This window comes from Stenotrophomonas sp. NY11291, assembly GCF_023277365.1.
Classification (GTDB): domain Bacteria; phylum Pseudomonadota; class Gammaproteobacteria; order Xanthomonadales; family Xanthomonadaceae; genus Stenotrophomonas; species Stenotrophomonas geniculata.
The window spans coordinates 3,048,623-3,072,399 of sequence record NZ_CP096975.1; the positions used below are offsets into that span (position 1 = coordinate 3,048,623).

General features: G+C 66.9%; 23 protein-coding genes. 12 read left to right on the plus strand and 11 right to left on the minus strand.

Annotated features, from left to right (window positions below; translation table 11 throughout):
• Positions 1 to 250 precede the first annotated feature (250 nt).
• The gene (locus tag M1L61_RS14305) at positions 251 to 1,057 is read right to left on the minus strand and encodes an FHA domain-containing protein (RefSeq protein WP_010480552.1); all 807 of its coding nucleotides are present in this window, start codon (positions 1,055 to 1,057) and stop codon (positions 251 to 253) included.
• Between the two features lie 125 nt (positions 1,058 to 1,182).
• On the opposite strand from M1L61_RS14305, the gene M1L61_RS14310 reads away from it, so the two are divergent.
• The 3 genes from M1L61_RS14310 to M1L61_RS14320 all read left to right on the plus strand — a co-directional run bounded on the left by M1L61_RS14310 (position 1,183) and on the right by M1L61_RS14320 (position 3,278).
• Positions 1,183 to 1,458 (plus strand): polyhydroxyalkanoic acid system family protein, encoded by a 276-nt coding sequence (locus M1L61_RS14310; protein WP_049455440.1) that lies wholly within the window; start codon positions 1,183 to 1,185, stop codon positions 1,456 to 1,458.
• A gap of 81 nt (positions 1,459 to 1,539) precedes the next feature.
• Entirely contained in the window at positions 1,540 to 2,031 is a 492-nt protein-coding gene (locus M1L61_RS14315) for a phasin family protein (protein ID WP_010480542.1), read from the plus strand.
• A 236-nt stretch (positions 2,032 to 2,267) separates the two neighbouring features.
• A complete protein-coding gene (locus M1L61_RS14320) occupies positions 2,268 to 3,278 on the plus strand; it encodes a restriction endonuclease (RefSeq protein WP_197602297.1) in 1,011 nt (336 codons plus the stop codon).
• 101 nt (positions 3,279 to 3,379) lie between these two features.
• Here the strand turns inward: M1L61_RS14320 and hutC are convergent, their stop codons facing one another.
• Both hutC and M1L61_RS14330 read right to left on the minus strand, forming a co-directional pair.
• Entirely contained in the window at positions 3,380 to 4,108 is a 729-nt protein-coding gene (gene hutC, locus M1L61_RS14325; RefSeq protein WP_049412977.1) for a histidine utilization repressor, read from the minus strand.
• A 27-nt stretch (positions 4,109 to 4,135) separates the two neighbouring features.
• Positions 4,136 to 5,506, minus strand: a complete 1,371-nt coding sequence (locus tag M1L61_RS14330; protein WP_248853692.1) for a formimidoylglutamate deiminase — start codon at positions 5,504 to 5,506, stop codon at positions 4,136 to 4,138.
• 67 nt (positions 5,507 to 5,573) lie between these two features.
• Here M1L61_RS14330 and hutI point away from each other — a divergent pair, with 67 nt between their 5' ends.
• The 7 genes from hutI to M1L61_RS14365 all read left to right on the plus strand — a co-directional run bounded on the left by hutI (position 5,574) and on the right by M1L61_RS14365 (position 15,976).
• Positions 5,574 to 6,797: an imidazolonepropionase gene (hutI, locus tag M1L61_RS14335; RefSeq protein WP_197597216.1), complete on the plus strand. Its 1,224-nt coding sequence runs from the start codon at positions 5,574 to 5,576 to the stop codon at positions 6,795 to 6,797.
• On the plus strand, positions 6,794 to 8,350 hold the full coding sequence (gene hutH, locus M1L61_RS14340; RefSeq protein WP_248853693.1) for a histidine ammonia-lyase: 1,557 nt from the start codon (positions 6,794 to 6,796) through the stop codon (positions 8,348 to 8,350). The genes hutI and hutH overlap by 4 nt, the downstream gene beginning before the upstream one ends.
• A complete protein-coding gene (gene hutG, locus M1L61_RS14345) occupies positions 8,347 to 9,201 on the plus strand; it encodes an N-formylglutamate deformylase (RefSeq protein ID WP_019337290.1) in 855 nt (284 codons plus the stop codon). Before hutH ends, hutG begins: the two co-directional genes overlap by 4 nt.
• Complete coding sequence (hutU, locus tag M1L61_RS14350; protein ID WP_248853694.1) at positions 9,198 to 10,865, plus strand: urocanate hydratase; 1,668 nt, start codon at positions 9,198 to 9,200, stop codon at positions 10,863 to 10,865. Before hutG ends, hutU begins: the two co-directional genes overlap by 4 nt.
• A gap of 165 nt (positions 10,866 to 11,030) precedes the next feature.
• The gene (locus tag M1L61_RS14355) at positions 11,031 to 12,467 is read left to right on the plus strand and encodes a serine hydrolase domain-containing protein (RefSeq protein ID WP_248853695.1); all 1,437 of its coding nucleotides are present in this window, start codon (positions 11,031 to 11,033) and stop codon (positions 12,465 to 12,467) included.
• A gap of 312 nt (positions 12,468 to 12,779) precedes the next feature.
• Entirely contained in the window at positions 12,780 to 13,742 is a 963-nt protein-coding gene (locus tag M1L61_RS14360) for an IS110 family transposase (RefSeq protein WP_049409923.1), read from the plus strand.
• A gap of 122 nt (positions 13,743 to 13,864) precedes the next feature.
• Entirely contained in the window at positions 13,865 to 15,976 is a 2,112-nt protein-coding gene (locus tag M1L61_RS14365) for a TonB-dependent receptor (protein WP_248853696.1), read from the plus strand.
• Between the two features lie 46 nt (positions 15,977 to 16,022).
• On the opposite strand, the gene M1L61_RS14370 is transcribed toward M1L61_RS14365, so the two are convergent.
• From M1L61_RS14370 to M1L61_RS14395, 6 genes are all read right to left on the minus strand, one after another.
• Positions 16,023 to 16,541: a hypothetical protein gene (locus M1L61_RS14370; RefSeq protein WP_345779122.1), complete on the minus strand. Its 519-nt coding sequence runs from the start codon at positions 16,539 to 16,541 to the stop codon at positions 16,023 to 16,025.
• Between the two features lie 13 nt (positions 16,542 to 16,554).
• Complete coding sequence (locus tag M1L61_RS14375; RefSeq protein WP_248853698.1) at positions 16,555 to 17,427, minus strand: hypothetical protein; 873 nt, start codon at positions 17,425 to 17,427, stop codon at positions 16,555 to 16,557.
• On the minus strand, positions 17,427 to 18,272 hold the full coding sequence (locus M1L61_RS14380) for a hypothetical protein (protein WP_019660341.1): 846 nt from the start codon (positions 18,270 to 18,272) through the stop codon (positions 17,427 to 17,429). The genes M1L61_RS14375 and M1L61_RS14380 overlap by 1 nt, the downstream gene beginning before the upstream one ends.
• Before the next feature lie 52 nt (positions 18,273 to 18,324).
• Positions 18,325 to 19,104 (minus strand): hypothetical protein, encoded by a 780-nt coding sequence (locus M1L61_RS14385; protein ID WP_248853699.1) that lies wholly within the window; start codon positions 19,102 to 19,104, stop codon positions 18,325 to 18,327.
• A gap of 153 nt (positions 19,105 to 19,257) precedes the next feature.
• Complete coding sequence (locus tag M1L61_RS14390) at positions 19,258 to 19,641, minus strand: nuclear transport factor 2 family protein (protein ID WP_019660343.1); 384 nt, start codon at positions 19,639 to 19,641, stop codon at positions 19,258 to 19,260.
• A gap of 52 nt (positions 19,642 to 19,693) precedes the next feature.
• On the minus strand, positions 19,694 to 20,269 hold the full coding sequence (locus M1L61_RS14395) for a TetR/AcrR family transcriptional regulator (protein ID WP_043398545.1): 576 nt from the start codon (positions 20,267 to 20,269) through the stop codon (positions 19,694 to 19,696).
• A 69-nt stretch (positions 20,270 to 20,338) separates the two neighbouring features.
• Between M1L61_RS14395 and M1L61_RS14400 the strand changes: the two genes are divergently transcribed.
• Positions 20,339 to 20,884, plus strand: a complete 546-nt coding sequence (locus M1L61_RS14400; RefSeq protein ID WP_248853700.1) for a thioesterase family protein — start codon at positions 20,339 to 20,341, stop codon at positions 20,882 to 20,884.
• Between the two features lie 6 nt (positions 20,885 to 20,890).
• Here the strand turns inward: M1L61_RS14400 and M1L61_RS14405 are convergent, their stop codons facing one another.
• Positions 20,891 to 22,024 carry an agmatine deiminase family protein gene (locus M1L61_RS14405; RefSeq protein WP_043398541.1) on the minus strand — a complete coding sequence of 378 codons (1,134 nt, stop codon included), beginning with the start codon at positions 22,022 to 22,024 and terminating at the stop codon, positions 20,891 to 20,893.
• A gap of 105 nt (positions 22,025 to 22,129) precedes the next feature.
• Here M1L61_RS14405 and M1L61_RS14410 point away from each other — a divergent pair, with 105 nt between their 5' ends.
• Complete coding sequence (locus M1L61_RS14410) at positions 22,130 to 23,014, plus strand: LysR family transcriptional regulator (protein ID WP_235651885.1); 885 nt, start codon at positions 22,130 to 22,132, stop codon at positions 23,012 to 23,014.
• Here M1L61_RS14410 and M1L61_RS14415 read toward each other — a convergent pair.
• Positions 22,989 to 23,777, minus strand: a complete 789-nt coding sequence (locus M1L61_RS14415) for an SGNH/GDSL hydrolase family protein (protein ID WP_248853701.1) — start codon at positions 23,775 to 23,777, stop codon at positions 22,989 to 22,991. The genes M1L61_RS14410 and M1L61_RS14415 overlap by 26 nt on opposite strands.

Here is a 23,777-nt window from a genome sequence, read left to right on the forward strand (position 1 = left end):
CCTGTGGGGCAAGACCCCTAGTATGCCGCAGTGCACCAGCCTTGCGGCCTTGTGGCGCAAGGGAAATTTGGTTTCATTGGAATCCATTGGCCACCCGCATGGCGCCGGTAGTCGCCGACCTTGGTCGGCGTACGCCGTCAGGCGTCATTCCCGCCGAAGGAGCGTGCCGACCAAGGTCGGCACCTACCGGAAGCGGGTGGGCACACGCCGGGGGGGGGGGTAGCGTCGGGCCATGCCCGGCGGATTCAGATCAGCGCGCGCCGAACCAGAGCAGCAGGCTGAGCAGCGCGGCCAGCAGCAGCGCACTGACCAGCAGCCACGGCCAGCGCCGGACCTTGCGCGGCACGGCCGGCAGCACCGGCGCCTGCTCGGCGTCCTGGCTGGACTCGTCTTCATCCGGCAGCGGGCGCCGGCGCGGGTCATGCGGCACTTCCAGCACGAACCGGTGCTGGCCATCGAACACGACCTGGTCGCCCGCCTGCAGCCAGCAGTGGCGCACGGCCACACCGTTGACCCGGGTGCCGTCGGCACTGCCCAGGTCACGCAGCAGCACGCGCTCGCCGTGCACTTCCACGCGGGCGTGCTGTTCGGCGAAGGCCGGTTCATTGATCTCGATGTCAGCGTCGCCGCCGCGGCCGATCAGGCGGGACCGCGACAGCGTGAAGCTGCGGCCATGGTGCAGGCCACCGACACCGCGCAGCAGGCGCTGCTGCTCATCGGAGCCGTCGTCGTTCTTCGGCGCAGGCGCCTGCAGCAGGCTCTCGACCTCGCCCTGCAGGACCATTTCCACGCCGTCCACATACACCGCATCGCCGGCACGCAGCAGCGCCATGCGCCGCACCGGGCGACCGTTCACATGAATGCCGCGGATACCGTTGCCGACCTGCAGCCAGAGGCCGCGATCATCCACGCAGAACTGCGCCAGCAGCAGGGCACCGTGGCCGGCATCGCCGAGCCGCACACTGCCGTTGGCCTGGCGCACGATGCGTTGCACCCCGGGCCGCAGCGGCTGGTCGGGCTGTTGTTGCTGACTGAAGTGGACAAGCAGGTTCTGCACGCGGCGCAGCCTAGCAGGTTGGCCGCCAACGAAGAAGAACCCACGATGAGTGCTTGGCGCGGAGGCCCTCGATGCGCACAATGCTCGCCCTCATTGATCATCCCCGCCCTGCGCCAGGAGCCTGAATGTCCACCATCGATGTCCGCCACGCCCACGCCCTGCCCGACGCACAGGCGCGCACCGCGATCGAACAGGTTGCCGCCAAGTTGTCCGAGCGCTTCGGCCTGAAGTCGTCCTGGACTGCCGACGTACTGAATTTCTCCGGCAGCGGCGTGGACGGTGCGATCGAACTGCAGCCGGGCGCCGTGCGCGTGACCGCCAAGCTGGGCTTCCTGCTGTCGGCGATGAAGGGCATGGTCGAAGGCGAGATCCAGCGCGTGCTGAAGGAAAAGCTGGGCTGAACCCCGGCGGCGGCCATCACGGCCGTGCAACGCCAACGCGCGCTACTCTCGGGGGCAGGCCCAACTCCCACGGGAAGTGCGATGAACCAGTACGAAAACGATGACCGCCGCAACGACGACGCCTCGTTCGGTGACCAGGCCGAGCGCTTCTCGCGCAAGCTGAGTGACTCGGCGCAGCAGGTCTGGCTGGCCGGCCTGGGCGCTCTTGGCCGTGCACAGGCCGAAGGCAGCCGCTTCTTCGACGGCCTGGTGAAGGAAGGCGAAGCCTGGGAAGCCCGCCGCCGTGAACGCAACGGCGAACAGGGCCCGGGCTGGCGCGACAACGTTGAAACCTCGCTGGACGAGGCCCGCGAGAAGGCCTCCGGCACCTGGAACAAGGTTGAAAAGGCGTTCGACGATCAGGTGCAGGGCGTACTCAAGCGCCTGCACGTACCCACCGCCGACGAGGTGACTGCGCTGGAGGCTCGCATCGATGCCCTGCAGGCGCGCCTGGCCAAGCTGGAGAATCGCGACGCCTCGGGCACTGATGCACCTGCACCGGGCAGCCATCAGTCGCCAGGCAGCGTGCCCTGACCGGCCATTGTTGCAATGCAATAAATTTTGATTGACAATCGCGAGCAACCCGCCAATCGCTTCGGCTGCCGTTTGTTCCCTCCCCTCACGGCTTCAGGATTGGCGGGTTTTTCGTGCCTGCGGTATTCCGAACTGCGCGTTCCATCACGCTTCCTGTCAGGAACATCCTGACTCAGCGGCACGGCGCGACCTTTACACTGTCGCCTTCGCATTCGCCCCTTCCGCGCACCTCCTGCATGCTCCCTTGGATCCTGGCCCTGCTGTCGGCCCTGCTTACCTGTTCCCTGGCCGTTGTCTATCTGTGGTGGATCAAACGGCGGCAGAAGGAGATGCAACTCGGCTTGCAGGCCCTGGCTGGCATGCACTGGCGCGAATTCTCGGTACTGGTCAAGCGCATGCTGCGCGAGCAGCGCGGCCTGCGCGAACTGGATGACCCAGGCGAGGAATCCCGTGAGCCCAGCAGCGATTTCCTGCTCAGTGACGGCCCCAACAGCTGGCTGGTGTCGTGCAAGCACGGCCTGGCCTACCGCATCGGCACCGCTGCAGTGAACGAACTGGGTGCAGCCGCGCGCCTGGCCGGCGCCAAGGGCGGCGTGCTGCTGACCGAAGGCCGGATGGAACGCGACGGCCGCAGCGCCGCCGAGAAGCAGGCGGTCGAGGTGCTGGACGGCCCGCGCCTGTGGCCGCTGCTGCAACCCTATCTACCGGCGGAAATCGAAACCCGTGTGCGCGCCAGCGCCCGCCATGAAGCCCTGCGCCGGATCGCCATTGCCGCGCTCGGCGCGGTCACGCTGGGCCTGCTGGTGGGATTGAGCCTGCAAGGGCTGCACGTGCAGGACGCCCCGCCCGTTGCCGAGGTGGCGGTCGCCCCCGCGCCGGTTGCGCCTGCGGTTGAAGCGGCGCCCGAACCGGCGCCGGCCCCCGCCACCATGCCGCCGGCCGCTACGCCTGCACCGGCCGCGCCCTCAACCGATGCGCGCAGCAACCCCAACCCGGATGCCGCTACGCTGGAGCGCTTCCAGGCCGATCTGTCCCGTGCCTTGGCCGGCAAGCCCGGCATCGCCAGCGGTGTCTGGTTGACCCGGCAGACGCTGGCGATCAACCGCACCGGCGAGCTGGACGCGGTGTGGCCGCAGGTCTGCGAGGAAGTGCTGCACTACCCCGCCCTGCGCAACGTGCGCATCCAGCTCAATGCCCGACCCGGTGTGGATGAGCCGGTGCGCTGGCGCCAATGCGCCACGTATTGATGGGGCAGCATCCACGCATGGCGTGGATCTACCAGGGATTCACACGCGTCGGATAATCCCAACCGGGATTCAGTAGATCCACGCCATGCGTGGATACGCCTCTAGCGCGCCCCAGGCGCGAAGCGCGCAACCAGGTCCCAGGCATCGCCGAGGAACACCTGGCGCACGCGGGTGATCGGCTGCTCACCGCGCCAGGTCAAGCGCTCGATCACCAGACAGGCGGTACCGGGCTTCACATCGAGCAGCTTGGCGGTGACAGCATCCGCGCCCCAGGCACTGATGCGATGCTGGGCGCGGGTCCACGACACGTTCTGCAGCAGCCAGCTGCCCGGCGCGGTAGTGCTGAAATCGACCTCCAGCACCTCGGGCACGCCGACGGGGCTGATCAGGCGATGCTCCAGCGCCAGCGGGCGGCCATCGGCCAGGTGCAGGCAACGCATCGCCAACAGCATTTCGCTGCCGGCCAGTTCCACTTCGCCGGCATTGCCCACTTCAGCCAGACGCAGCTCGCGCTGCAGCAGCCGGTAGCCGTACTGATGCCCGCGCGAACCGACCTCCATCGCAATGTCCGGAATTTCCAACGCCACCTGCTCCAGGTGCGGGGGTTGCCGCGCCACGAACGAACCCGCACGACGGCGACGTTCGATCATGCCGCTCTCGGCCAGCGCGGTCAGCACTTTGTTCACCGTCATCCGCGAGCAGCCGTACTGCTCCATCAGCTCGTGTTCGTATGGAATGCGGAAGCCCGGCGCCCATTCTCCGCTGAGGATGCGGCTTTCCAGATCGCTGCGGATACGCTGGTTGAGCGTGGCGGACTTGCTGGCCTTCACGTAATGGGGTCCCGGTGGCGGAGGCGATCAGCCCAGCACGCCCTTCAGGGCGGCGGCGAAGGCGGTGGTGATCGCCTCGCGCTGCAGGTGGCGGCCCTCGGCCACGCATTGGCGGCCATGGCGCCAGACCGATCGCAGCGCGCCATTACGTGCGGCGAACACCCAGCTGTCAAGCCATGCGTCATCCTGTCGCGCCTGCAGCGCCGGGTGCGCGGCGTCCAGTTCGACCAGATCGGCACTGGCACCGACCTGCAGGCCAGCGGCCACGCCCAGCGCCTGCGACCCACCGTGCAGTGCGCCTTCGAACAGGAAGCGGCCGGTGCTGCGGGTGGCGTCCGGGGCCAGCACATTGCGCCCACGCAGGGTCAGGCGTTGGCCGTATTCGAGCAGGCGCAGTTCTTCGGCGGCATCGATCAGCACGTTGGAATCGGAGCCGACACCGAAACGGCCACCCTCGCGCGCGAACGCCTGCATCGGGAACAGACCGTCGCCCAGGTTGGCTTCGGTGATCGGGCACAGGCCGGCCACGGCCTGGCTGGCCACGATGGCGGCACGCTCGTCGTCGGTGATGTGGGTGGCGTGCACCAGGCACCAACGCGCATCGACCGGTGCGTGGTCGTACAGCCACTGCACCGGGCGCTGGCCGCTCCACGCCAGGCAGGCCTCGACTTCACGCATCTGCTCGGCGATATGGATGTGCACCGGGCCATCGGTGAGCGGCAACAACGCACCCAGTTCCTCGCCCGTGACAGCGCGCAGGCTGTGCGGTGCGATGCCGAGCACCGCATCGGGCAGCGCGGCCAATGCCGGCTTGGCGGCATCCAGCAACTGCGCGAAGCCGTCCACATCGTGGATCAGGCGACGCTGAGCGGGATTCGGCGCTGCCCCGCCGAAATCGGCATGCGCATAGAACACCGGCAGCAGGGTCAGGCCGATGCCGGTCTGATCGGCCGCCGCCGCGATCCGCGCACTCATCTCGGCGCGGTTGGCATAGGCGCGGCCGTCGGCATCGTGGTGCAGGTAGTGGAATTCGCCGACGCGGGTGAAGCCGCTTTCCAGCATTTCCATGTAGGCCTGGGCGGCGATGGCCTGCACCGCGTCCGGGCGCAGATGGGCCAGGAAGCGGTACATCAGTTCGCGCCAGCTCCAGAAGCTGTCACCGTCACCGCCGCCGATCTCGGTCAGGCCGGCCATGCCGCGCTGGAAGGCGTGGCTGTGCAGGTTGGGCAGGCCCGGCACCAGGATGCCGACGCGGGTGTCACCGTCCTGCGCGCCCTGCCCCGTGCTGATCGAGGTGATGCGGCCGTCCTGAACCTGCAGGCGGACATCACGGGCCCAGCCCTCGGCCAGCAGGGCGTGGGCGGCATGGAAACAGTGCGGGGAACGCGAATCGGACATGGCTGGACAACCCGAAATGGACGCCTATATTGTATAGACATATAAGCACAGCCGCGTTGTGGATGCCATGCACGTCGAAACCCTCTGGTCCAACGTCCACCTGATCACCCTCGATGGCGAGGGCCTGGGTGTCATCCGCGATGGCGTGCTGGCCTGCGCCGACGGCCGCATCGTCCATGTCGGCCCGGCCGGCAGCGACGCCCACCTGCAGCCGACCACCCGCATTGACGGCGAGGGCCGCTGGATATCGCCGGGCCTGATCGACTGCCACACCCACCTGGTCTACGCCGGCAACCGCGCCAACGAATTCGAGCAGCGCCTGCAGGGCGTCAGCTATGCCGACATCGCCCGTGCCGGCGGCGGCATCGTCTCCACCGTGCGTGCCACCCGCGCCGCCACACCCGAGCAACTGGCCAGCGAAAGCCGCCCGCGCCTGCTGGCGATGCGCGCCGAAGGCGTGACCACGATCGAGATCAAGTCCGGCTACGGCCTGACCCTGGCCGACGAACGCAAGCAGTTGCAGGTCGCACGCGCATTGGGCGAGGAATGCCGGGTCAACGTGGTGACCACCTTCCTCGGCGCGCACGCGATTCCGCCAGGCCGCGAGGCGCAGGAGTACACCGACGAGGTGTGTGAGGTGATGATTCCGGCCATTGCCGCCGAAGGCCTGGCCGAAGCGGTGGACGTGTTCTGCGAGAACATCGCCTTCTCGCCCGCGCAGGCGCGCCAGGTCTTCGAAGCGGCGCGTGCGAACGGGCTGGCGGTGAAGATCCATGCCGAACAGCTGAGCAACCAGCACGGCGCCGAACTGGCCGCTGGTTTCGGCGCGCTGTCGGCCGACCATATCGAACATCTGGATGACGCCGGCATCGCCGCGATGGCGGCGGCCGGCACTGTCTCTGTGCTGCTGCCGGGCGCGTTCTATTTCACCCGCGATACCACCCTGCCGCCGATCGCTGCATTGCGCGCGGCGGGTGTGCCGCTGGCGCTGGCCACCGACAGCAACCCCGGCACCTCGCCGCTGACCAGCCCGCTGCTGGCGATGAACATGGGCGCCACCCTGTTCCGCCTGACCGTGGACGAATGCATCGCCGGCTTCACCCGTGAAGCGGCGCGCGCACTGGGCCATGGCGAGCGTATCGGCCGTCTGGCCGTCGGCATGGACTGCGACCTGGCGATCTGGGACATCGACGCCCCCGCCGACCTGGTCTATCGCATTGGATTCAACCCGCTGCACGCGCGCGTGGTGCGCGGGCAGCCCGACCTGCCTGCCTCCTGGAGCAACACATGAGCAACACCCTGGTTCTTCGCCCCGGCCATGTCACTCTCGCCCAGTGGCGGCAGGTCTATCGCGGCGCGCCGCTGGCACTGGACCCGGCCGCACTGCCGGTGGTGCGTGCCAGCGCCGCCGCCGTCGCCGCCATCGTCGCCAAGGGCGCGCCGGTGTATGGCATCAATACCGGCTTCGGCAAGCTGGCCAGCGTGCGCATCGAGCGCGAGGACCTGGCCACTCTGCAGCGCAATATCGTGCTCTCGCACGCTGCCGGCGTGGGCGAGCCGATGCCGGCCAGCGTGGTGCGGCTGATGATGGCGCTGAAGCTGGTCAGCCTCGCGCAGGGCGCTTCCGGCGTGCGCGAGGAAACCCTGCTGCTGCTCGAAGCGATGCTGGTCAAGAGCGTGCTGCCGGTAGTACCGGCGCAGGGTTCGGTCGGCGCCTCGGGCGACCTCGCGCCGCTCTCGCATCTGGCCAGCGTGATGCTGGGCGTCGGCGAAGCGTTCATTGGTGACGAACGCCTGCCCGCAACCGACGCACTGGCGCGTGCCGGCCTGCAGCCGATCGAACTGGGCGCGAAGGAAGGCCTGGCGCTGCTCAACGGCACCCAGTTCTCCACCGCCTACGCGCTGGCCGGCCTGTTCGAGATCGAAACCGTGTTCCAGGCGGCACTTGTCACCGGCGCGTTGTCGGTGGAAGCGGCCAAGGGCTCGGACACCCCGTTCGATCCGCGCATCCATGCCATCCGTGGCCAGCGCGGCCAGATCGCCACAGCGGCCACGCTGCGCACCCTGATGCAGGGCTCGGGCATCCGCGAGTCGCACCGTGACAACGACGTACGCGTGCAGGATCCGTACTGCCTGCGCTGCCAGCCGCAGGTGATGGGCGCGGCGCTGGACATCCTGCGCCAGGCCGCGACCACGCTGGAAATCGAAGCCAACGGCGTGACCGACAACCCGCTGGTGTTCACCGAAACCGGCGAAGCGCTGTCCGGCGGCAACTTCCACGCCGAACCGGTGGCCTTCGCCGCCGACATGCTGGCGATGGCCGTGTGCGAGATCGGTTCGATCAGCGAGCGTCGCCTGGCGATGCTGGTGGACCCGGCGCTGTCCGGCCTGCCCGCGTTCCTGACCCCGCGCCCCGGCCTGAATTCCGGCTTCATGATTCCGCAGGTGACCGCCGCCGCGCTGGTCTCTGAAAACAAGCAGCGCGCCTACCCGGCCAGCGTTGATTCGATCCCGACCTCGGCCAACCAGGAAGACCACGTGTCGATGGCCGCGCACGGTGCGCGGCGCCTGATGCAGATGGCCGAGAACGCGGCCAACGTGATCGGCATCGAACTGCTGGCCGCGGCGCAGGGCTGCGACTTCCATGCGCCGCTGCGCTCCAGTGCCGCGCTGGAAACCGTGCGCGCCACGCTGCGTGCGCAGGTGCCGACGCTGGAAGAAGACCGCTACTTCCATCCGGACATGGTGACCGCCACGAATCTGGTGCGCAGTGGCGCGCTGGCGCAGGGCCTGGCCCATCTGTTGCCAGGCGTGGAGCTGCCAACCGTGGAACCGCAGGCATGAATACCCATCCCGACTGGCTGACGGTGCACGAGGGCGACGCCCCCCTCATCGTCAGCTTCCCGCATACCGGCAGCGAGCTGCCGCACGACCTGATCGGCGACTACCACTCGCCGTGGCTGGCACGCCGCGATGCCGACTGGTGGGTGCACGAGCTGTACGACTTCGTGCGCGGCATGGGCGCGACCACGGTGCGCTCGGCGATCTCACGTTCGGTGATCGACCTCAACCGCGATCCCAGCGGTGTGTCGCTGTACCCGGGCCAGAACACCACCGGTCTGTGCCCGCTGACCACCTTCGACAACCAGCCGCTGTACCACGCGGGCCGCGAGCCGGATGACGCCGAGATCGCGCGGCGCCGCGACACGTATTTCCTGCCCTACCACGATGCGCTGGCCGCACAGATCACCCGCCTGCGCGCGCAGCACGGTACGGTGGTGGTGTACGACGCGCATTCGATCCGCTCGCATATTCCGCACCTGTTCGATGGCGAGCTGCCGCAGTTCAACCTCGGTACCGCCGGGCCGTCCGGCGCACCCGACACGTCCTGCGACAACGCCTTGAGCGATGTGGTGGAAAACCTGCTGAAGATCAGTGGCATGAGCCAGGTGCGCAACGGCCGCTTCAAGGGCGGCTGGATCACCCGCCACTACAGCAACATCGCCGGCGGCGTGCACAGCCTGCAGATGGAGCTGGCCTGCCGTGGCTACATGCACGAACCCCTGCCGGATCAGGTGGACGAACACAGCTGGCCCACCCCGCTCGACCCCGACCACGCCGCACCACTGCGCCACACCCTGGCGCAGGTGCTCAATGCCTGCCTTGAATTCGCTACGAACCGGAGCGCCGCATGACCCGCAACGACCCGTCCCGCACCATCGCCGCGCCGACCGGCACCACGCTCAACGCCAAGAGCTGGCTGACCGAAGCGCCGTTGCGCATGCTGATGAACAACCTGCACCCGGACGTGGCCGAGCGGCCGCAGGAGCTGGTGGTGTACGGCGGCATCGGCCGCGCCGCGCGTGACTGGGAGAGCTTCGATGCCATCGTCGAAACGCTCAAGCGCCTGGACGACGACCAGACTCTCCTGGTGCAGTCGGGCAAGCCGGTGGGTGTGTTCCGCACCCATGCCGATGCACCGCGCGTGCTGATCGCCAATTCCAACCTGGTACCGCGCTGGGCCAACTGGGACCACTTCAACGAGCTGGATAGGAAGGGCCTGGCCATGTACGGCCAGATGACCGCCGGCAGCTGGATCTACATCGGCGCGCAGGGCATCGTGCAGGGCACCTACGAGACTTTCGTGGAAATGGGCCGCCAGCACTTCGGTGGCGACCTGACCGGGAAGTGGCTGTTCACCGGCGGCCTCGGCGGCATGGGCGGTGCACAGCCGCTGGCTGCCGTGATGGCCGGCGCCTCCTGCCTGGCCGTCGAGTGCCGCAAGAGCAGCATCGACATGCGCCTGCGCACCGGCTATCTGGACACCTGGACCGACAATCTTGACGAAGCGCTGCGCCTGATCGAGGAGTCGTGCAAGGCCGGAACGCCGAAGTCGGTGGGCCTGCTCGGCAACGTTGCCGACGTGCTGGCCGAACTGCTCAAGCGCGGCGTGAAGCCGGACCTGCTGACCGACCAGACCTCCGCACACGACCCGGTGAACGGCTACCTGCCGCAGGGCTGGACCGTCGAGCAGTGGGACGAGAAACGTGTCTCCGCCCCCAAGGAAGTGGAAAGGGCTGCGCGTGCCTCGATGGCCAACCACATCCGCGCCATGCTCGGCTTCCACGCACTGGGCGTGCCGACCGTGGATTACGGCAACAACCTGCGGCAGATGGCGCTGGAAGAAGGCGTGGCCAATGCCTTCGATTTCCCGGGTTTCGTGCCCGCGTATATCCGCCCGCTGTTCTGCCGTGGCATCGGCCCGTTCCGCTGGGCGGCGCTGAGTGGCGACCCGGAAGACATCGCCAAGACCGATGCCAAGGTGAAGGAGCTGATTCCGGACAACCCACACCTGCACCGCTGGCTGGACATGGCCGCCGAGAAGATCAAGTTCCAGGGCCTGCCGGCGCGCATCTGCTGGGTGGGTCTGGGCGACCGCGATCGTCTGGGCCTGGCGTTCAACGAGATGGTCGCCAACGGTGAACTGAAGGCGCCGGTGGTGATCGGCCGTGATCACCTGGACAGCGGCAGTGTGGCCTCGCCGAACCGCGAGACTGAAGCGATGGCCGACGGCTCCGATGCGGTCTCCGACTGGCCGCTGTTGAACGCCCTGCTCAACACTGCCAGCGGCGCGACCTGGGTGTCGCTGCACCACGGCGGTGGCGTGGGCATGGGCTTCTCGCAGCATGCCGGCATGGTGATCGTGTGCGATGGCACCGAGGCAGCGGCGAAGCGGATTGGCCGCGTGTTGTGGAACGACCCGGCGACCGGCGTGATGCGCCATGCCGATGCGGGTTATGAGATCGCGATCGACTGCGCGAAGGAGAAGAGGCTGGATCTGCCGGGGATTCTCGGCTGATCGCAGGGGTGCCGGCCACTGGCCGGCACTACCGCAAGGCACCTGTAGAGCCGAGCCATGCTCGGCTCAGTGCTTCCAGGGTCACCACGCCTGACCGGAAGGCAGCCGGGCATGGGCTCGGCTCTACATGCCAAGATGCGCCATCACCGCTGACGGACCACTGCGATGCATCGCGCTCTTGCCGTTGCACTTTCCTGCTTCCTGATGGCCACCCTGCCCGTTTCGGCGCGCAGTGCTCCCGACAACCTCTCGTCCCAGCTGGATACCCAACTGCAGACCAACCGCGAACGCTACGGCATCGCCGGCCAGGCCGTACTGGTCGCCCACAACGGCCAGGCGCTGTACCAGGGCGCCAGCGGTGAACGGGATCCCGCTACCCACGCACCGGCCACCGTCAATTCCATTTTCACTGCGCAGTCGATGGCCAAGCTGCTGACCAGCACGCTGGTGATGCAGTTGGTCGACCAAGGCAAGATGGATCTGGATGCGCCGGCCAGCCGCTATGTGCCGGACCTGCCGGCCGCATGGAAGACGATCCCGGTGCGCGACTTCCTCAACCACAGCTCGGGTATCGGCGAGTACTACGACCGGGTGGAGAACCGCTGGGTCAGCAAGGGCTACACCGGTGTGGCGCCTGATCTTGCCGCTGCACTGAAGGTCGCCGCGACCGCGCCGATGCAGTTCGCCAGCGGCAGCCGCGTGCAGTACACCCAGGCCAACTACCTGGTACTGACCGCCTTGCTGGAAGCGCACTATCGCAAACCCTACCCGGCCATCGCACGCGAACGCATCCTGCAGCCTTTGAAGATGGCCAGCACCTCGTGGGGCGTGGCCAGCGTGCCGGCCACGCGCGCGGCGGTGCCTTACATCGGCAGGGACGGCCAACTGCAGCCCGCCAATGAAGACCCCTGGCCGGACTACGGCTGGGGCCATGCCGATCTGCAGACCACCGTAGGCGACATGAACCGTTTCCTGCAGGCGCTTGCGACCGGCAAGCTGGTGCGCACGGCGACCCTGGAAAAACTCTGGCAGCCGCAGAAACTGGCCGGTGGCGGCAACAATTTCTTCTCCACGGGATGGGACACCACCCGCAGCGACGGCTACACCCAGGTTGGCCACGATGGCGGCACCCGTGTACGTGCGCGGCTGGCCTACAAGGGCACGCTGGCCAGCGGCTACTGGGTATTCGTTTACCTGACCAACGGCAGCGCCCGCAATGTCTGGTCGAGCACGCTGGTGGAAAGCACGATGGCGGTGGCCGCGCCGAAGGAATTCCCGCATGCGGTGTTGTCCGAGCGGTTGATCGGCTATGCGTTGGATGACAGCACCGATGCGAAACCGCAGATGCGTAGCTGGCTGCGCGACAGTAATGGCGTTCCCACCGGCGAACTGGAGCGCGCGATCAATGCCGATGGCTATGCCATCCGCCAGAGTCTGGGTGCTGGCAAGGCGCTGAAAGTGTTCACGCTCAACACCGAGCTGTATCCGGATTCGGCCAACGCGTGGGACAGCCTGGCCGAGTGCCATGCGGCATTGGGCGAAAGGGAAGCGGCTGATCGGCTGTATGCGAAGGCCAAGGCGCTGGCGAAGCCCTCGCCCTAAACCCTGCTGTAGAGCCGAGCCCATGCTTGGCTGCTCTTCGTTGCGATCGCAGGAGACCCGCGCGCGCTGCGCGCGATAGCCGAGCATGGGCTTGTATGTTCCTCCCGGCTCCTACGCGGTATGTAGGAGCCAGGGTGGAGGGACCGTCAACATGATATCTGCGGGTAGCAGCCGACAGACGAGCCGAGCGATCCCCATCCCGCACCTTAACGTCGATAAAGGATCTAGCGGCCTTTGAGGACCGCCGATGGAGGCAAGCCAACGTGGTGCGGTACCACCCCAGCCCCTCAACAATAGCTGGGAGTTACGCAGATGTCAGATCGTTTAGCCGTCGGCATCGATGCCGACTCAAAGAGCCTTGTGGTGGCGCGCCATGGCACCAAGGGCAGCACTCGAATCCCCAATTCAGCGTCGGCCATCGGTAAGTGGCTGTCCGGCCTGCCGACCAGGACTCGCATTGGGGTGGAGGCGACCAATCGCTACCACGAGCTTGTGGCTCAATCTGCCCAGAAGGCCGGCCACGCGGTCTTTGTGCTCAATCCGCGCGACATCAAGCATTACGCCAAGGGGGTGGCTTGCCGCGGCAAGACCGACTCTGGCGACGCACAGGTTATCGCGCGCTACATCGCCAAGGAGGCCGACAATCTGCACGAGCATGTCGCTCGTTCGCCTGCGCAGGAGCGGCTGCATGTACTGCTCCAGCAACGTGACAGCCTGGTCAGGAGCAAGACGAAGCTCAATCTCTCGCTGGGGTCGGGAGCATCAGAATCCGCACTCTTCGGAGGGGTTTTCAGTAGCCTGAAAGAGGCCATCGCCCTGCTGGATCAAGAGATCCAACGGTTGTGCCGCAGTGGTGAACAGCACGATCTGTATCGACGAATCATGACCATTCCGGGGATCGGACCGACGGTGGCGGCCTTCATTACCCATCACATCACGCGCTGGCCCTTGGCCAGCTCGGACGCCTGGATTGCCTGCACCGGCCTGGATCCGCGACCCAACGAATCCGGCGCACGGATCGGTCGGCGTCGCCTGTCCAAACGCGGCAGCGCCGGTTTGCGTCAGATCCTCTACATGGCGGCCATGGGCCTGACCCGCTCAAAGGGTGGCAAGCCTCTCTACAACGCCATCCGCGAGCGCGGCCACAGCAGTACTGCCACTTTCAACATTCTGGCGAGAAAACTAGCCAAGATCGCCTGGGGCGTCTTCAAGAGCGGTCGGGACTTTGACCCAGCCATGCTGAAAGTGGGTCAAGCCTGCTTCCAGCAGGCTTGACCGCGAACATAGGATCTCGGCTCTACATGGATGTTGCGGGCGGCCATACGCGAGCGACGGGTGACGTGACGGCGCCGACCTGTTAACTTGCGCGACACTTTCGTGGTTTACAGCATTTCCGCATGTCGCTCTCGCCGTACCGCCCCACTCCCTCGCTGCTATTCCTGACCGTTTCCCTAGGCCTTTCCTCCATCGCCGTCGCCGCCCCCCAGGCCACCACCCTCGATGCCGTACGGGTCACCGCTGCCGCCGATGCGAGTGCCCAGGCGCGCGAGGCGTTGAAGCGCGTGCCCGGCGCTAGCAACGTCATCGACGTGGCCAAGGCCGGCAGCCGCCTGTCCAGCAGCGCCGATGTGCTGGCCTACCAGCCCGGTATCAGCGCGCAGTCGCCGGGCAACGAGGGCACCAAGGTGTCCATCCGCGGCTCCGGCATCAATCGCGGGCCGGGCGCGCATGCTTCGGGCATCGCAGTGTCGATCGACGGGCTGCCGCTGACCGGACCGGGCGGCACGCCCTACGAGCTGCTCGAACCGCTGTGGCTGTCACGCGTGGAAGTGCTGCGGGGCGCCAATGGTTTCAAGCGCGGCGCGCTGGCGCTGGGCGGTGCCATCGACTATGTAAGCCGCAGCGGCCGTGATTCGGCCGGCGTGCAGCTGCACTACGAAGCGGGTAGCCGTGGCTACCAGAAGCACGGCATCAGCTGGGGCGGCGTCAGTGGCGATGTCGATTACTTCCTGGCCTATACCGATACCGAGTTCGATGGCTATCAGCGCCATGCGCGCGGCGACGGCAAGGGCGCGATGGCCAACATCGGCTGGCAGATCACCCCCGATCTGCAGACGCGTTTCTTCGTGCGCTACCGCGAAACCAATCATGAAACGCCCGGCCGCCTGACCCGCGATCAGATCCGCAACGATCCGCACGCCGCGAATGCGTCCAACCTGGCCATTGATGCTCGCCGCCCGCAACCGGGCAGCACTTGGGTGGGCAATGTCACCACGCTGCAGATCGATGAGGACTCCTCGCTGCAGGCCGGGCTGGTCTACCACACGTACCCGATGGACTTGAACGAGAGCCTGTACCGGCAGCAGCTGGACTACGCCAACCTCAACGCCACGCTGGACTACCGCCATCGCCACCGGCTGTTCGGCCTGGACAGCGAGACCACGGTCGGCCTGCGCGCCACCCACGATCTGGACGCCGATGTGCGCGAGTCGCTGCGCTTTGCCAGCAACGGCTATGCCGCCGGTACGCGCACGCGTGACTTCCGCCACCACGGCACCGACAGTACGCTGCACGTCGGCAATACCCTCACCTTCAACGACCGCCTGCGCATGCAGACCGGGCTGGCACTGATCAGCACCCGCCGCGATGTGCAGGTGACCTGGCCGAGCAGCGGCGGCCGCCTGCGCGACCACGACTGGGACTACGCGCCGCGACTGGGCTTCACCTGGCAGCACAGCGCGCAGACGCAGTGGTTCGGCAACCTCAGCCGTTCGGTGGAGGCGCCGCACCCGTGGTCGATGATCTGGGGCTCGAACCAGTACTTCGGGCCGGGCAATGGCCCGTCTACCGGCCGCCAGCGCGCGCCGGTGCCGATGCAGAACCAGACCGCCACCACGCTGGAACTGGGCGCGCGCGGTGACGCGGCGCTGGGTCGCTGGGAACTGACCGGCTACTACGCCCACGTGAACCACGAACTGCTCAGTGTCGAACTGCAACCGGTGCCGAACCTTTTCATCGCCGAGAACAACGCCAGCCCCACCGTGCACCGTGGCATCGAAGCCGGATTGGACAGCACACTGTGGCAGGCCGCGCCGGGGCGCCTGTCGTTGCGCCAGGCGTACACCTTCAGTGATTTCCGTTATCGCCACGATGCACGCTTCGGCAGCAACCGCCTGCCCGGCCTGCCGCGCCACAGCTACCAGGCCGAGCTGCGCTTCGATCATGCCTCCGGCCTGTACGCCGCGCTGAACACCGAATACGCCTCGCGCATCGCGGTGGACTACGCCAATAGCTACTGGGCCGACAGCCATGCGATCTTCGGCAGCCGCATCGGCTACGACGCACCCGGTGGCCGCTGGCAGGCGTGGGCGGAGATGCGCAACATCGGCAACCGCCACTACGCCGCCACGGTCACGCCGGGCTACGACGACGCCGGCAAGGATGTCGCGCGCTCGACGCCAGGCGAAGGCCGTGGCGTCTATGCGGGCGTGCGCTGGCGCTTTGACTGATGGCCGCAGGCGGCGCCGGGTCTGACCCGGCGCCGTCGTTCCAGGGTCAGCCGATACGCCAGGCCGGCAGGCGTTCGCTACGCTTCCAGATGGAAGGCGCGAAACCAATCAACACCAGCGCCGCCAGCCACTTCGGTGAGGTGTTGAGCAGTGTCGAGGTAAGCGAACCATCGGCGGGGGCGGCCATTTCCTGCCACGGGTTGTAGCCCAGGTAGACGACGCTGCCAGCCCACCACAGCAACGCCACACCGACACCCACCAGCAGCAGGGCCAGCGTGCGGCAGGTCCAGCGCTGCGACGTGGTGCCCCATTCCCGCGACGCTGCGATCAGCAGACCCACCACCAGCAGCGACACCAATGCAACCAGCCCGATATCGACCTTGGGCCCGATGCGTTCATAGCTGCAGGCGCGGCATTGCGCCTCTTCCGTGGCAGTGGCAGCTTCGGCGCCATCGGCCTGCCCGGCTGCGGGCTGCGCCAGCGCTGCAAACGGCATCAGTACCGCCAGCAGCGTCACCATGATCCAACGAAACAACGTCCTGTTCCTGCGTGCAGCGACATCCATGCGCTCTTCCTCGTCAGTGGTTGTACGTCCAGGGCCGCAGTATGCGGCCGTCCCATACGCCGCCCAGACCCCGTTCCGGGGGTTCGGCCATCCAGCGTCCTTGTTCCCGATGCAGCACGACAAGCTCCCGGTAGACGAAATCGTCGGAACACGAATCCCAGGCGACCGCAATCATAGCCCACTGCCCATCGACGCTGAAAACAGGCCGGGTCAGATAGGCGACGTGGTCGTATGTCCGAGTCGGCCCATGCGCCGTTGCCCCGCACCCCTGCTCCCGCAGCGCTCGAAGCCCCGCGCCGTCCATCCGCTGCGCACCGGCCAATGCGGCCGCAGGCACTGGCGTGGACCGGCGATTGGCGGGAACCAGGTCCGCCTGCAGCTGCAACCGCAGCGCATGGATGTCCGGCGGCCACCAATCGTCCAGTGGCAGGACCAGATCGTCCACCTCCTGGCAGATGGAGGCACTGCTGCCCGGCCAGCAATAGGGCAAGGTCTGCTCCATCACGTAGATGTCCTCCCCCACCGGGTCGGTCAACTGCGGCTGTTCCTGCGGGCGCCATTGATCAACGCGCGTGGACGGTGTCTGCGGTGCGCTGGGCACCTCGCTCAGCGACGATGGCAGAACTGGCGTTGGCTGCGGCACTGGCGGGGGTGGAGGGGGGAATGGGGGGCTCTGCCGGATCGCCAGCGCCATCGCCTCCGCCTGCATCTGCGCTGTTCCCAGGTTGATCGGTAGCCGACCGATCTCCTGCTGCCACCTCGGGCGCAGGCTGCAGATCCCGGCCACAAGAGCCAAAGCCGACAGCGCCGCCGCCAGCGATGCAATGCGTCGCCAGGTGATCCGTTGTTGGCATTCACGGGCTGGCTTGAACGAGGTATCTGTCATCACGACTCCGCCAACGCGGGCCACAGGCCGTGTCCAACGCTCATATGGCGGACAGGCTCCACTCGAATACGCTCCCATCCGCTCTTCCTGCGGTGCAGAAGGTAGAGGACGCGCATCGCCGTTCCTCCACTGCACAGATCCGAGGCGACCGATGCCATTGCCCAGTTCCCCTCCTGGCTGAACACAGGACGCTGCAGATAGACAACGCCCAGATCGGGATTGCCCGGGCCACCCGTGCATCCCTCGATGCCACGCGCACGCCGTTGCTGAAGCTCGTCCCACGTCATCCGTTGCGCTCGCACATGCGCAAGCTCAAACGCAAGGTCGGGTACGCGTACAGCCCGGCGGTTCGCAACCTGCAGCATCGACTCCAGATGCTGCTGCAGCTGAAAGGACGCCGCACTGTCATCATCACGCCATTCCACGACGCTGTGACGAACCTGGCAGACAGGGGCGGGGTCTCCTTCGCCACAGGTAGGCGCAGTCCATTCCATCACGACAAATGGCATGTCGGGCTCCCAGCCGCGCGGCTCGAAGTGTGCTGGCGCGACATCTTCCAGCGGCACTGCCGCGGTCGCGGATCCACTGTTACCGGTCAGCATCGGGGAGAAGATTCCCTTGATTGGAATCGGTGGTTCCGGCGGCTTCCCTGGTGGTGTCGGTCGCAGGTCGATGAGCTCTGCCATCACTTCGGCCTGCATCCGTGCCGTTCCCAGATTGATCGGAGGCGGGCCGACTGCCTGCCCCCATTGCGAGCGCATGCTGACGATCAGCGCTACGACTGCAACCATCGATAGAACGACCGTTGTGGCCAGGACGCGTTTCCGTGCAATGCGCTGTCGCATGAAGTTCCTGGAAGAAATGAAGCAGGTTGGGATATCGGCCGGGGACGTGACGCTACAGCGCTTGAATGACCTGCAGCAGATGGGTCGCATCTGGCGCGAGTTCCTGCGCGAGCCCGCCCAGCACCACGAAGAACAGCAGCAGGCCGAGCAGCGGCCAGATCGTGTGCGTCACGCATACCCGCCACCACCCCTGCTCGTGCATGCCCTGCATGCGCCGGTACAGGCCACTGGCGATGGCCGCGTCCACCAGCAATTCGGCCATCAGCACCGGTGCCGACCACACCACCCACACGCTCGCCAGCAGGACGGACGCCACCAGCGCGACGATGCCGAGGATCGCCAGCAACGGCAGGCCTGCTTCGTCTTCGGCCAGGCCGGTCAACGGCAGCTCACCGGCATCGCCGCCGCCGGCCTGCGCCGACTCATTCCACGAAGCTGACGCGCCGCCACCTCCAGAACGGCCACCGACGCCGCCCCACGGTGATTCCACGGCACTTCCGCGAGGTGAAGGGCTGCCACTGCCCACATCCGGCGACAGGCCATCCAGCACGTTGTCCCAGCGCCAGCGGATCCAGATCCACATCAGCAGCAGGAACACGCCATAGGCCAGCAATACGGCTATCGGGTAACGAAGCAGCATCGCGTCGATACCGGCCAGACGCAGCAGGTGCGAGGCAAGGAAACCGGCCGCACCGGTCAGGGCCACGATCAGTGCCATCTGCAGGCGTGGCCAGCCGCGTTCCCGCAGGTGTTGCCGTGCGCGCACAAGCTCCCCGGCGCGGTTCACCGGCAACTTCAGCGGGCTCCGCGCAAAGAAACGGGTGCGTTTCATCGGCGCCACCGGGTGCCGCGGATCGTGGAGCGTGGAAGCTCAAGAACCTGATACAGCATGCGGACATCCTTGCCGGGCACGCGCGGGTGGTGTTGCGCGGATTCTACCGCGGCCGGGGCCTCTGTCCAGGCGACGGGCCGAGGCCATTGATCATCAACTGCGGTCGACGATCCGCACGATGCGACCGTCCTCAAAAGCGAACTCGCTGTGTCCCTGCAGTGCCAGTTCCGTACCCGCGCCGGGACCATCGGGAATGTCCTGCGCGAATACGCCACGCCAGCCGATGCTGGCCAGCACCACGCCATCCTTGAAGATCAGCTCCAGCAACCGCTGCTCGCGCTCGCGGAACAACGGCGCCGATTGCCGTGCCAGTTCGCCGAAGGCATCGATGCCTTCGGTGACCATCGTCAGCTGCCCACCGCTGTGGTTCTCGAAACGCACGTTATGCGCCAGCACCGCCAGCATGGCGTCGATGTCGAAGCGGTTGTAGGCCTGCAGGTAGTGCTCGATCAGATGGCGGCAGTGCGATTCGTCCACGGCGGTGTCCAGTCAGGGCCTGCGCCGAGTCTCCCGCGACCGTTCAGCCGTATCAAGGAGGCGCGGCGGCCTTCAGCAACTGCGCGGCCACCTGGTCGAACGGGGCGATGTCCTGCAGTGCGCGGCACATCGCCACCGCACCTTCCACACTGGCAATCACCAGATTGGCCAGCCCACCCGCGGCGACCGGATCGTGGCCGTCGGCGATGAACGCTGCGGCCAGATGGGCCTGCCAACGTGCGAACACTTCAGCAGCTGCTGCACGGGGCTGGCTCGGCACTGCCTCCACCGGCTCCTCCACGGCAGCGGCCAGTACCGGGCAGCCCGCCCGGAACCCGGAGCGCAGCAGGCGCTCGCGCCACATTGCCAGGAACTGCTGCAGGCCCTGCACCGCCCCGCCCTTCAGCAGCTCCACCAGCAGCGCTTCCACCTTGTCGCCAGCCATGTGGGTGGCACGCGCCAGCAGCTCCTGCTTGCCGCCGGGAAAATGGTGGTAGGTGGAGCCCAGCGGCGCCTCGGCCAGCTTGGTCACCTCACGAATGCTGGTGGCATTGAGGCCTACCCGCGCCAGCATCTGTGCTGCGGCATCAATCACCCGTTGCGGGGCATCAGAGGGTCGTGGGCTCACGGCGATCGCCTTGCTAAGACAGTCGTCATAGATTAGCGTACCGGCCGTTCTATAACAGTCGTCATAGCCATGAATCTCTGGTTCCGCCTGCTCCATCTGCTGCTTTGCAGCCTGTTCCGGCCGAAGCTGGAGGCCCCGTTCGGGGTCTCGCGCCTGCAGTTCCGTGTGCTGCCCAACGACCTGGACAGCAACCTGCACATGACCAACGGCCGCTACTGGAACATCTTCGATCTGGGCCGGCTGGACCTGATCCTGCGCATGGGCCTGGGCCGGGTGGCGCTGCGCGAGAAGTGGGCACCGATCGTCGGTGCCGGCACCATCCAGTTCCGCCGCGAACTCAAGCCGTTCCAGCGCTTCACCCTGGAAACGCGCCTGGTGGGCTGGGTCGGCTCGCGCGGCATCATGGAGCAGCGCGTGCTGATCGGGCCCGACCAGAAGATCGCCACACGTGCGCTGCTGGTCACCGGCATCTACGACCGTCGCGCGCGCCAGTTCCTGGGCATGCCGAAGATGATGGAAGCGATCGGCGTGGTCGCCCCACCGTCGCCGTCGCTCAGTGCAGCCGCCGAGGCGTTGCTGGCGGCCGATGCCGCGTTGAAGCTGGACGATGCCTGAGGCACGTCACCCTACCTTCGGCATGTTCTTGGTCACGCAATGGATGCCACCTCCGCCGCCGGCGATCGCATCGATATCCACCTGTTCGATCACGCGGCCGGGATACAAGTCCTCCAGCAGTTCACGGCAGTAGCCATCGGCTGCGTCGTCACCGAACTGCGGCGCGACCACCGCGCCGTTGATCGGCAGGTAGTTGATATAGCCCGTCGCCAGATCGTCGTTGTCGCGGGTATGCACGTTGTCGCGCCCGTCCCGCGGCGGCGGCAGCGTATGCACCTGCAGGCGACGGCCATCGGCATCGGTGGCCTCGCGCAGGATCTGTAGATGTTCGCGGGTCAGGTCGTAGTCGTAGGACTCCGGATCATTGTCCAGGTTGGCAATCACTACACCCGGGCGCACGAAGCGCGCATAGAAATCCACATGCGCGTCGGTGATGTCCTCGCCGGCGATGCCGGGCAGCCAGATCACCTTGCGCAGGCCCAGGTGATGCTTCAGCTCGGCCTCGATCTCCGCGCGCGACCAGTCCGGATTACGGTTGCGGTTCACCCAGCAGCTTTCGGTGAGGATGGCGGTGCCATGGCCATCGACTTCGATGCCACCGCCCTCGCCCACCAGATCGCTTTCCAGCAGCGTCGCGCCGGTCACCTGTGCCAGCCAGGGCGCCACCGCGCCATCGTTGCGTGCGCTCTGCTTGCCTCCCCAACCGTTGAAGTTGAAGTCGACCAGCCCCAGCCCGCCCCGGTCATTGGTGACGAAGCAACCGCCGTAATCGCGCACCCATATGTCATCCAGCGGCACCTCGAGGAACTCGATGTTGTCGCGGCCGCAGCGGTCCTGCGCCTGCTTCAGCTGGTCCGGGCGGCACAGCACGCTGACCGGCTGGTGGCGGGCGATGGTACGGGCCAGCCGCGCCACGGCGGTGTTCACCGCATCGGCCTGCGCGCCCCAGACCCGCGGTTGCGCGGCGAAGGCCAGAAAGACACGTTCCTGCGGCCCGTGCTCGTCCGGCATGCGCCAGGCGCCCGCAGCTGGCCCCGCTGCGGATACGCGAGCCGGCAGCCCCGCCAGACCGAGGGCGGCCAGGCCGCCAAGACCGGCGGCGCCCGCCAGCTGGGTGAGGAAGTGACGACGGCTGCTCATGACGGGCTCCAGGGCCGGTGTGGGATGGAAGCTATGCTGCGCTTGCCCATCCATAAGAACAAACGATAGATTCAGCCATCAATTGAACAGTTTTACTTACCTGAAATGCTCAAGCATTGGCCACCGCTGAACGCGTTGCGTGGTTTCGAGGCCGCCGCCCGCCTGGGTAGTTTCCACAGGGCCGCCGAGGAACTGCATCTGACCCAGTCGGCCATCAGCCAGCAGATCCGGGGCCTGGAAGCCTCGCTGCAGCAGCCGTTGTTCTTCCGGCAGGGCCGCAGCGTCACCCTCACCGACGCCGGCATCGACCTGCTGGAAACCACCCAGTCCCTGCTGCGGCAGCTGGCCAGTGGCATCCGCCGGCTCGATCAGTACCGCAAGCCGAATCAACTGATCGTCAACACCAGCCCGGCCTTTGCGCGCCATTGGCTGGTGCCACGCCTGGCCGGGTTCCATCGCCTGCATCCCGGTGCCGACCTGTGGCTGCTGACCAGCGAGGACGCGCCGGACATGACCACTCAGACGCTGGACGTAGCGGTACGCGATGACCTCGACTCACAGGCGCAGTGCCAGCACCGCGTGCTGCTGCAGGATCGCCTCTTTCCGGCCTGCCATCCCGACCTGCTGGCCACGCCCACGCATGAACGCCTGACCCTGCATGGCGAGCGCGAAATGGATTGGAGCCAATGGCAGGTCCAAGGCGGTGCGGATGTCGGCCAGCGCCGCGAAGGCATGAATTTCTCGGAGCCCGGGCAGCTGCTGGATGCCGCATGCCAGGGCCTGGGGATTGCCCTGGTCAGCGAATTGCTGGCGGCCCGCGCCTGCGATCAAGGCCTGCTGCTACCGCTGGATGAGGCGCGCGTGCGCGGCCCGCGCTGGAGCTGGCTGGTGCACCAGGACAGCGCGGCCGATCCGCTGGTGATCAGTTTCTGCGAGTGGCTGCTGGCGAGTCTGCCCGCGGGAGCTACTTCTGCTGCAGCGCGCGCTTGACCGCCGCTTCGGCCAACGGCGCCATCACTGCATAGCCCTTCGCCGTGGGATGCACGCCGTCCTCGGCCAGCTGCGGATCGAGGCCACCAGCCGCATTGGCCATCGGCGTGTAGTAGTCCAGATAGACCAGCTGCTTCGCCTCGGCATAGCGCTTCAACGCCGTGTTCAATGCGCGCACCTTCGGCGCAGGCGTGATGCCCGGCATCCACGGGTACTCGCTCACCGGCAGCACGGAGGCCAGCACCACGGCGATGCCATGTGCACGGGCCAGCTCCATCATCGCGTGCAGGTTGTCTTCGATCATCGCCTGCGTGGACGGGCCGGTGTTGCCGGCGATGTCGTTGGTGCCGGCCAGGATCACCACCACCTGTGGCTTCAGTGCCAGCACGTCCTGCGGGAAACGCACCAGCATCTGCGCCGTGGTCTGGCCACTGATGCCGCGGTTGAGCCAGCCCTTGCCGGGGAAGAAACCGGCACTGCCTTCCCTGCCCCAGCCCTCGGTGATGGAGTCACCGAAGAACACTACGCGTGGCTGGCCCGGCACTGCCGCAGGCAGTCGCGCGTTCGCGTCACGATAGCGTTGCAGCTGCGGCCAATCGGCCAGGCGCTGCTGCATGAAACGAACTTCGTCGGGGCGCAGCTGGTCGATCGGCGTCTGCAGCAGCGGATTGACTGCGACGGCTTGTGCAGCGCCCAGCGGAGAAGCCAACGCGAGGCCCAGCGTCACGACGGTGGCAGCGGCAAGCTCAACAGATCCACGCAT